The organism is Streptomyces sp. NPDC055078 (genome assembly GCF_053607985.1).
In genome coordinates this window covers 1-4,247 of record NZ_JBSGUP010000687.1, presented here as the reverse complement: position 1 = coordinate 4,247, position 4,247 = coordinate 1, and the positions used below count along the sequence as shown (strand labels likewise).

6 protein-coding genes are annotated in these 4,247 nt (G+C 72.3%); 5 read left to right on the top strand and 1 reads right to left on the bottom strand.

Going from position 1 to position 4,247, the window contains the following annotated elements; translation table 11 throughout:
* The first annotated feature begins 172 nt into the window (after nucleotides 1–172).
* Nucleotides 173–709, top strand: a complete 537-nt coding sequence (locus tag ACWF94_RS34820; RefSeq protein ID WP_453497983.1) for a gluconokinase — start codon at nucleotides 173–175, stop codon at nucleotides 707–709.
* Between the two features lie 34 nt (nucleotides 710–743).
* On the opposite strand, the gene ACWF94_RS34815 is transcribed toward ACWF94_RS34820, so the two are convergent.
* On the bottom strand, nucleotides 744–2,402 hold the full coding sequence (locus ACWF94_RS34815; RefSeq protein WP_453497980.1) for an FAD-binding dehydrogenase: 1,659 nt from the start codon (nucleotides 2,400–2,402) through the stop codon (nucleotides 744–746).
* A gap of 166 nt (nucleotides 2,403–2,568) precedes the next feature.
* Between ACWF94_RS34815 and ACWF94_RS34810 the strand changes: the two genes are divergently transcribed.
* The 4 genes from ACWF94_RS34810 to ACWF94_RS34795 form a co-directional block, all read left to right on the top strand.
* Nucleotides 2,569–3,072, top strand: coding sequence for an NUDIX hydrolase (locus ACWF94_RS34810; protein ID WP_453497977.1), 504 nt, complete (start codon nucleotides 2,569–2,571; stop codon nucleotides 3,070–3,072).
* A gap of 85 nt (nucleotides 3,073–3,157) precedes the next feature.
* Nucleotides 3,158–3,556: a YidH family protein gene (locus ACWF94_RS34805; RefSeq protein ID WP_453497974.1), complete on the top strand. Its 399-nt coding sequence runs from the start codon at nucleotides 3,158–3,160 to the stop codon at nucleotides 3,554–3,556.
* Entirely contained in the window at nucleotides 3,553–3,882 is a 330-nt protein-coding gene (locus tag ACWF94_RS34800) for a DUF202 domain-containing protein (RefSeq protein ID WP_453497972.1), read from the top strand. The genes ACWF94_RS34805 and ACWF94_RS34800 overlap by 4 nt, the downstream gene beginning before the upstream one ends.
* A 91-nt stretch (nucleotides 3,883–3,973) precedes the next feature.
* The coding region (locus tag ACWF94_RS34795; RefSeq protein ID WP_453497969.1) for a hypothetical protein at nucleotides 3,974–4,247 on the top strand (274 nt) is incomplete at its 3' end.

Sequence of the window (4,247 nt, the reverse complement as noted above, 5' to 3'; positions counted from 1 at the left end):
ATGCCATGCCGTGCCGTGCCGTGCCGTGCCGTATGGCACATCGAAGCGCCCCGCGATCCCGTCGGTGCGCGGCGCGCTCCCCTGCGGATACCCTCAGGAGCGCGACGGACAGATGTCGGCAGCGGTCCCGGCCGGTGGCGGCTGATGTCGAGTACTGACAGCGAGGCATGTGATGAGCACCCCCCAGGTCGTTGTGGTGATGGGCGTCGCAGGGACCGGCAAGACCACCGTCGGCCGCCTGCTCGCCGAGGCGCTGGGCGTTCCCTACGCCGAGGGCGACGACTTCCATCCCCCGGCGAACATCGCCAAGATGTCGGCCGGCACCCCGCTGGACGACAGTGACCGCGCGCCCTGGCTCGATGCGATCGGCGAGTGGGCCCACCGCCGGGCGGGCCTCGGCGGAGTGGTGTCCAGTTCGGCACTGAAGCGCGTCTACCGCGACCGGCTGCGGGCCGCCGCCCCCGGCACCGTCTTTCTGCATCTGGCGGGCGACCGCGAGCTGATCGAGCGGCGGATGGCCGCGCGCCGGGGTCACTTCATGCCCACCGGGCTGCTCGACTCCCAGTTCGCCACACTCCAGCCGCTGGAGGAGGACGAGTCGGGCGTCGCCGTCGATGTGTCCGGCACCCCCGAGGACATCACCGGGCGGGCGGTCGCCGCGCTGCGCCCGCTGCTCGTGGGCGCCCGGTCCGCGGCGCGGGACGGCTGACCCGTACGCGTACCCCGGCACGGTCGGTACCGGGTCAGCCGACCGCCCGTGCCGCCGCCCGGCCCGCCGCGCGGCCGGAGAAGAGGCAGCCACCGAGGAAGGTGCCTTCCAGGGAGCGGTAGCCGTGGACCCCGCCGCCGCCGAATCCGGCCGCCTCCCCCGCCGCGTACAGCCCCGGCAGCGGTTCGCCGGCCGGGGTGAGCACCCGGGAGGCGAGGTCGGTCTCCAGCCCGCCGAGGGATTTGCGGGTGAGGATGTGCAGGCGGACGGCGATCAGGGGGCCGACCCCGGGGTCGAGGATGCGGTGCGGGGCGGCCGTACGGATCAGTCGGTCGCCGAGGTAGCCGCGGGCTCCCCGGATCGCGGTGATCTGGAGATCCTTGGTGAAGGGGTTGCGGACCTCCCGGTCCCTGGCGGTGATCTCGCGCCGCAGCTCCGCCTCGTCGATCAGCGGCTCACCGGTGAGGGCGTTCATCCCCCGGACCAGCGAGGCGAGGTCGTTCTCGACCACGAAGTCGGGTCCGTGGTCCATGAACGCCTGCACCGGGCCCGGCACATCGGAGCGTACGCGCACAAGGACATCGCGGACCGACTTGCCGGTGAGGTCGGGGTTCTGCTCGGAGCCGGAGAGTGCGAACTCCTTGCCGATGATCTTCCGGTCGAGGATGAACCAGGTGTGCTCATGGCCGGACCGGGTGATGTGTTCGAGGGTGCCGAGGGTGTCGAAGCCGGGGAAGAGGGGGACCGGCAGCCGTTTGCCCCGGGCGTCGAGCCACAGCGAGGAGGGGCCGGGCAGGATGCGGATGCCGTGCCGGGCCCAGACGGGGTTCCAGTTCTCGATGCCCTCGGTGTAGTGCCACATCCGGTCGCGGTTGATGTGGCTCGCTCCGGCGCGCTCCGCGATCCCCAGCATCAGTCCGTCGACATGGGCGGGCACTCCGGAGAGCAGTCTGGCGGGCGGGGTGCCGAGGCGCTCCGGCCACTGGGCCCGGATGAGGTCGTGGTTGCCGCCGATGCCGCCGGAGGTGACGATCACCGCCTGCGCCCGGTACTCGAAGGCCCCGGTGACCTCCCGGCCGCTGGCGGTGCCGCGCGCCGCGCCGGAGGGTGCGAGCACCTCGCCGCTGACGGTGTCGAGCGCGCCACCGCTGTGGCCGAGCGCGGTGACCCGGTGCCGGAACGCCGGCCGGACGAGACCGCGCGCGATGCCTTCCCTGACGCGGCGTTCGAAGGGGGCGAGCAGGCCGGGTCCGGTGCCCCAGGTGATGTGGAAGCGGGGTACGGAGTTGCCGTGGCCGGTGGCGTCGTAGCCGCCGCGCTCGGCCCAGCCGACGACCGGGAAGAACCGTACGCCCCGGGCGCGCAGCCAGGCCCGCTTCTCACCGGACGCGAAGTCGACATACGCCTCGGCCCACTCGCGCGGCCTGCGGTCCTCCCGCTCGCGGTCGAAGCCGGCCGCGCCGTACCAGTCCTGAAGGGCCAGTTCCCGGCTGTCGCGGATCCGCAGTCGGCGCTGTTCGGGCGAGTCGACGAGGAACAGACCGCCGAACGACCAGTGCGCCTGGCCGCCGATGGACTGCTCGGGCTCCTGGTCGAGCAGGATGACCCGCCGCCCGGCGTCGACGAGTTCCGCGGTGGCCACCAGACCCGCCAGACCCGCCCCGATCACGATCACATCAGCGTCGTACGCCATGGGTTTCCGTCCTTGGGATTCGTCCTGGTCCGGCGGGGCGCGGCACCGGCACGTTCCCGGTGGTCCGGCCTTCGGTGCCCCGATCTTCGGTACGGGCCGGTAACGAGTCAACAGCCGGGGCCCGCCGGGTGATGGTTGGATAGGGCATGTGAATCCCGTGAATCCCGTGAATCCCGCTGACGAGATCCTCGACGTCGTCGACGCGTCCGACCGGGTCGTCGGCCGGGCGAGCCGGGGTGAGGTGTACGCCCGTGGGCTGCGGCACCGTTCGGTGTTCGTCCAGGTCCGGGACGCGCGGGGCCGGATCTTCGTCCACCGCAGGACGGCGGGGAAGCTCGTCTTCCCCTCGCTGTACGACATGTTCGTCGGCGGTGTCGTCGGAGCCGGCGAGAGCTACGACGACGCGGCGCTGCGGGAGGCGGAGGAGGAACTGGGCGTGTCCGGGCTGCCCCGGCCCGTACCGCTGCTGAGGTTTCTGTACGAGAACGGCGCGCATCAGTGGTGGTCGGCGGTGTACGAGGTCCGCTGCGTCCTTCCGGTGCGTCCGCAGGCCGAGGAGGTCGCCTGGCACGACTTCCTCCCGGAGGACGAGGTGCTGCGGCTCCTCGGAGTGTGGGAGTGGGTGCCGGACGGCCTGGCCGCGTATGAACGAGTGCGGGCCGTCCGTTGAACGGCTGCGGACCGTTGAACGAGTGCGGGCCATTGAACGAGTGCGGGCCGTCCATGGCCGGCTGTCGCGCGGGTGAGGGGCGAGTGTGAGCGAATTCGTACGGGGTCTGCGGCTGTGGTTCGCGCCGCAGCGCCTCAAGGAGGAGGGCGAGACCCCCGACTACCGGTTCTCGCTCGCCAATGAGCGGACCTTTCTCGCCTGGCTGCGGACGGCGCTTGCCCTGATCGGTGGCGGATTCGCCGTGGACCAGTTCCTGCCCGAGCTGCGGTGGGGCGTACGCGCCGGGATGGCGCTGGGGCTGCTCGGCGCGGGGGTGCTGTGCTCGCTGCGGGCCATCAACCACTGGATGCGCAGTGAGCGGGCGATGCGGCGCGGCGAGGATCTGCCGGTGTCGCGCTTTCCGGCGCTGCTGGGTCTGCTGATCGCCGCCGTGGCCGTGATCATGGTGGTCGTGGTGCTGTTCGGCTGGCAGGGCGGCCGGTGACGCTGCCCCCTCAGGGCGGTCCCGGCCGCGATCCGGGGCTTCAGCCCGAGCGGACCCGGCTGGCGTGGCGCCGGACGACGCTCGCGTTCACCGTCGTGACCGTCCTCGCGGCCCGCCTGGTGGTGACCGGTACCGGGCACGCGGTGACCGTGGTGGCGGTCGCGCTCAGTGCGCTGGTGTGGCTGGGCTTCCTGTGGGTGGCGCATCGGCGCGTACGTGCCCTGGGGGCCGGCCCCCGGCCGGGCGTGCTGCCGGCGCGCGGGGCGCTGGCGGCCGTGGGGTGCACGGTGGCGCTGGCCGGGTTCGCCGTCGCGATGATCCTTTAGGCGGGGCACGTGTGGTGCGCCGGGATCGGCGCTCGTCGGCGACTAGCCTGGACAGGACATAGCGCAAGGAATCCGACAAAAGGTAAGCGTCATGACCGTTCTCCACCAGGAACATCCCACCCACGAGCACCGGCACGGGCCCGCCTGCGGGCACCAGGGCTTCCCGCACGGGGACCATCTCGACTTCGTGCACGACGGCCATCTCCACCGGGAGCACTCGGGCCACTGGGACGAGTGCGAGCCCGGTGAGCACATCTCGCACAGCGGCCACGCGCATGACCACGGGCCGGACTGCGGCCACCCCGCCGTACGGCACGGCGACCATGTCGACTACGTCCACCACGGACACCGGCACGCGGCCCACG